A 3,521-nucleotide genomic window follows, 5' to 3' on the forward strand; every position below is an offset into this window, starting at 1 on the left:
GAATGAGCCACTCCTGACGCCATGACCGACAGCTGTTCTGGTGCCTCAGCAGCTACTGATGACCCTGGCATGTCCTGGGCAGGACCACACGTGATCCACTGCTGAAGCGACCGGGCGCCTTAATATTTTTTCATCGTGTCATTGCCCATTTCGTCCTTTTTCTCCATGCCCTCGCTCTTCATCGCGCCACCTTTCTCCATGCTGTCTTTCTTCATGGTGGCACTCTTGGTCTTCTCGCCCTTGGTCTTGTAGTGGTGCTTGGTGGTCTTGGCGGCATTACTTTTCATTTCGTCATTTTTCATCGTGTCCTTTTTCATCGTGTCCTTGTCCATCTGATCCTTGGACATGTCATTCGTATTGGCTTGCGCCGCAAACAACGGGGCGGCCACCACCAGGACTACGGCAGCAATCGCCGCAGCAATCAGCTTCTTCATGTCACTACTCCTGTGCAGTTCGCGTTAAGGACAGCGGCAATGCGCCGCGTTTCAKAACAGCCGATTGCTCAGCTGCCACTGAACCAGTTGTAACCCTGATCCTCCCAATATCCACCGGGGTAATCGTTGGTCACGAAAATCTCCACCACATGTTTCGGGTTCTTGAAGCCCAGCTTTGTCGGCATACGCAGGCGCAGGGGGTAACCGTATTCCGGTGGCAATACCTGATCGTCATAGCTCAGGGTCAGCAGCGTTTGCGCGTGCAGGGCCGTCGGCATGTCGATGCTGGTGTAATAGTCATCCGCGCATTTGAGCCCGACATATTTGGCACGGGTGTCGGCGCCCACACGTTGCAGAAAAGTCGAAAAGGTCACGCCACCCCATTTGCCGATGGCGCTCCAGCCCTCCACGCAAATCAGCCGCGTAACCTGAGTCGTGTGCGGCAACTGGTTCAACTCGGCGAGGGTCCAGCTGTGTTTGTCCTGGACCAGACCACCCACCGTGAGTGAGAACTCATCTTCCTCGATGTCCGGAATGCCGTTGCGGTCGTAATAGGCATTGAATGGAAACGGGCGCGTCATCATCGACTCGGGGTAGGTCGGTGCCAATCGGGCCGGATCGAACAGCGCCGCCTGAACCTTGTCATTGAAGCGCGAGACCATTTTCAGCATGGACTCCACCGAGTCGCTGTCATCCAGCCGACAACCTGTCAGCAAGGCAATCCCACCCAGCGTCCAGGCATGCCGAAGAAATTGCCGGCGCGCAGGCAATTCAAGCTCCTGCGCCACCGATCTGATGATGGCGGGATCATCCATCCGGTCTTTTCCAGTCGTTCTGTTCATGAGTTAGCGCCCCCGCAGCATGGCAATCAGGGTGCGTGGCACGAGGGCCACCATCACCAGATGCACCACGGTAAAAGCGACCAGCAACGCCATGCAGACAAAATGCACGATGCGCGCCGAGTCATAACCGCCCATCAGCTCCCTCAGTAACGGAAACTGCACTGACTTCCAGATCACCAGCCCCGACAGCACCAGCACAACGAGATCGAGCACGGCAAACAGGTAGGCGAGCTTTTGCAGGGTGTTGTAGTGCCGCAAGTCCGCATGGGCGAGCTTGCCTCTGAGCGCGGCGAGGAAATCATGCAGGACTTCGCGGGGAGGTATGGGGAAGAACTTGTGGACGATGCGCCCGGAAAAGATATTCAGCAGCAGGTAAACAATGCCGTTGATGAACAGTATCCACATCGCCGCAAAGTGCCACAGCAGTGCACCGGCCAACCAGCCACCCAAGGTGATACCGGCGGGAATCTGAAAGGAAAAAATCGGCGCGGCGTTATAGATGCGCCAGCCGCTCATCACCAGGATGACCACGGCGATGACGTTGATCCAGTGGGTCAGCCGTAGCCAGATCGGGTGAATAGTTTGCGAACTACCCATGATGCCTGCCCTGCCGGCAACGCGCCGGTAAAATCCCCCCGACCACCACGACGTGTGTTGGCTCAATCCCCCATGGTTAACCGGCAACTCAAATGGAGTCGCAAACAGCGCCGATCTGGCGACATATCTACCAAGACTAGCAGCGACTTTTAGAAACTGTTTTACATTATTCGCCCTGGCACTTTGTGCAGATGAGCGAAGCCTGATCCCGCAGGGCCGCTCATCCAGCCGATTTGGCGCGAGCGCCCGCCCGCACCGACGTGTTGAGCGCCACGGCGGCATGGATGAGCGCCGTCAACGCTTTTTCATCAAGCCTGTCGCCTTCGTGGATATCAATGGCACGCCGGGTGTTGCCTTCGAGGCTGGAGTTGAAGAGACCTGAAGGGTCCTCCAGCGAAGCGCCCTTGGCGAAGGTCATCTTCACGACCTGCTTGTACGTCTCACCGATGCAGATGATTCCGCCGTGCGACCATACCGGAACCCCTCTCCACTTCCATTCCTCGACCACGTCAGGAACGGCCTGCTTGATCAGCGCCCGGACCCGAGCAAGCGTCTCACCGCGCCAATCCCCCAGCTCCTTGATCCTCGCCTCTATCAATTGAGAGGCAGAGCCCTCCTGCTCTCCTTCAATTGCGCCGAGCGTTTCCTTCTTCATGATGGTTGTCGTCCTCTTCGTGGTGATTGCCGCTCACGTGCCACTGAGTATTGCGCAAAGTCTCAAGACGGCGAGCCGGCTCCTCACTCCTGCCCTCGCAAAAATCCCTCGCTCTACGCCAAGTCCAGACACCCGCAGAAAAAAACCCAATTGCCCACCTGCCAGGAATCCTGTTTCATGGCTGTCCGGTTCATCATCAAACGAACCATCCGGCGCGCACCGGCCATGATGTTTGCATTCATGCCCGGTCGCCGGAGAAGATGAAAGCAGCACGATCGCTCTGGCACTGACTATCCTGATGCTACTGAGCCTGTCGGGCTCGATAACATCGTTCTCAGGGAATATCGAATGACCGCAAGACAAGTTATCAATGCTTCGGTGAGCCCAAAAGGCAGCCTGGAGACGCTGTCCCAACGCGAAGTTCAGCAACTGAGCGCCGCAGGATCAGGCAGCATCTACTCTCTTTTCCGCCAGTGCGCCCTGGCCATCCTCAATACCGGCGCCCATGTCGACAACGCCAAGACCATTCTGGAAGCCTATCGGGACTTCGAGATTCGCATTCATCAACAAGATCGCGGTGTCCGCCTGGAGCTGCTCAACGCGCCCGCAGACGCCTTCGTCGATGGCGAAATGATCGCCAGCACCCGCGAGATGCTGTTCAGCGCCCTGCGCGACATCGTTTATACCGAGAACGAACTGGACAGCCAGCGCATCGACCTGAGCTCGTCCCAAGGCATCAGCGACTACGTCTTCCACCTGCTGCGCAACGCCCGCACCCTACGTGCCGGCGTGGAGCCTAAAATCGTCGTGTGCTGGGGCGGTCACTCGATCAGCAGCGAGGAATATCAATACACCAAGAAAGTCGGCCACGAACTCGGCCTGCGCAGTCTGGATGTGTGCACCGGCTGCGGGCCCGGGGTGATGAAAGGCCCGATGAAGGGCGCGACCATTTCCCATGCCAAACAACGGATCACCCACGGCCGCTACCTGGGG

At 57.6% G+C, this 3,521-nt stretch carries 5 protein-coding genes; 1 reads left to right on the forward strand and 4 read right to left on the reverse strand.

Translation table 11 applies throughout. The features are described 5' to 3' along the window. Window positions 1-119 precede the first annotated feature (119 nt). The 4 genes from AC1DH9_RS25265 to AC1DH9_RS25280 all read right to left on the reverse strand — a co-directional run bounded on the left by AC1DH9_RS25265 (window position 120) and on the right by AC1DH9_RS25280 (window position 2,528). The gene (locus AC1DH9_RS25265; RefSeq protein WP_427542904.1) at window positions 120-434 is read right to left on the reverse strand and encodes a hypothetical protein; all 315 of its coding nucleotides are present in this window, start codon (window positions 432-434) and stop codon (window positions 120-122) included. 68 nt (window positions 435-502) lie between these two features. After that, a complete protein-coding gene (locus AC1DH9_RS25270) occupies window positions 503-1,249 on the reverse strand; it encodes a molybdopterin-dependent oxidoreductase (protein ID WP_427542907.1) in 747 nt (248 codons plus the stop codon). Window positions 1,250-1,279: 30 nt separating this feature from the next. Next, window positions 1,280-1,873 carry a cytochrome b/b6 domain-containing protein gene (locus tag AC1DH9_RS25275; RefSeq protein ID WP_427542910.1) on the reverse strand — a complete coding sequence of 198 codons (594 nt, stop codon included), beginning with the start codon at window positions 1,871-1,873 and terminating at the stop codon, window positions 1,280-1,282. Window positions 1,874-2,093: 220 nt separating this feature from the next. Further along, window positions 2,094-2,528 (reverse strand): DUF1801 domain-containing protein, encoded by a 435-nt coding sequence (locus AC1DH9_RS25280; protein WP_427542913.1) that lies wholly within the window; start codon window positions 2,526-2,528, stop codon window positions 2,094-2,096. A gap of 348 nt (window positions 2,529-2,876) precedes the next feature. On the opposite strand from AC1DH9_RS25280, the gene AC1DH9_RS25285 reads away from it, so the two are divergent. After that, a partial coding sequence (locus AC1DH9_RS25285; RefSeq protein ID WP_477808995.1) for a pyrimidine/purine nucleosidase domain-containing protein occupies window positions 2,877-3,521 on the forward strand: 645 nt, incomplete at its 3' end.

The organism is Pseudomonas sp. 05T35 (genome assembly GCF_056396605.1).

What these genes read in the sequence shown, in the direction of transcription:
- AC1DH9_RS25265 (WP_427542904.1), bottom strand. Translation starts at nt 434, where the DNA reads ATGAAGAAGCTGATTGCTGCGGCGATTGCTGCCGTAGTCCTGGTGGTG.
- AC1DH9_RS25280 (WP_427542913.1), bottom strand. Translation starts at nt 2,528, where the DNA reads ATGAAGAAGGAAACGCTCGGCGCAATTGAAGGAGAGCAGGAGGGCTCT.
- AC1DH9_RS25270 (WP_427542907.1), bottom strand. Translation starts at nt 1,249, where the DNA reads ATGGATGATCCCGCCATCATCAGATCGGTGGCGCAGGAGCTTGAATTG.
- AC1DH9_RS25275 (WP_427542910.1), bottom strand. Translation starts at nt 1,873, where the DNA reads ATGGGTAGTTCGCAAACTATTCACCCGATCTGGCTACGGCTGACCCAC.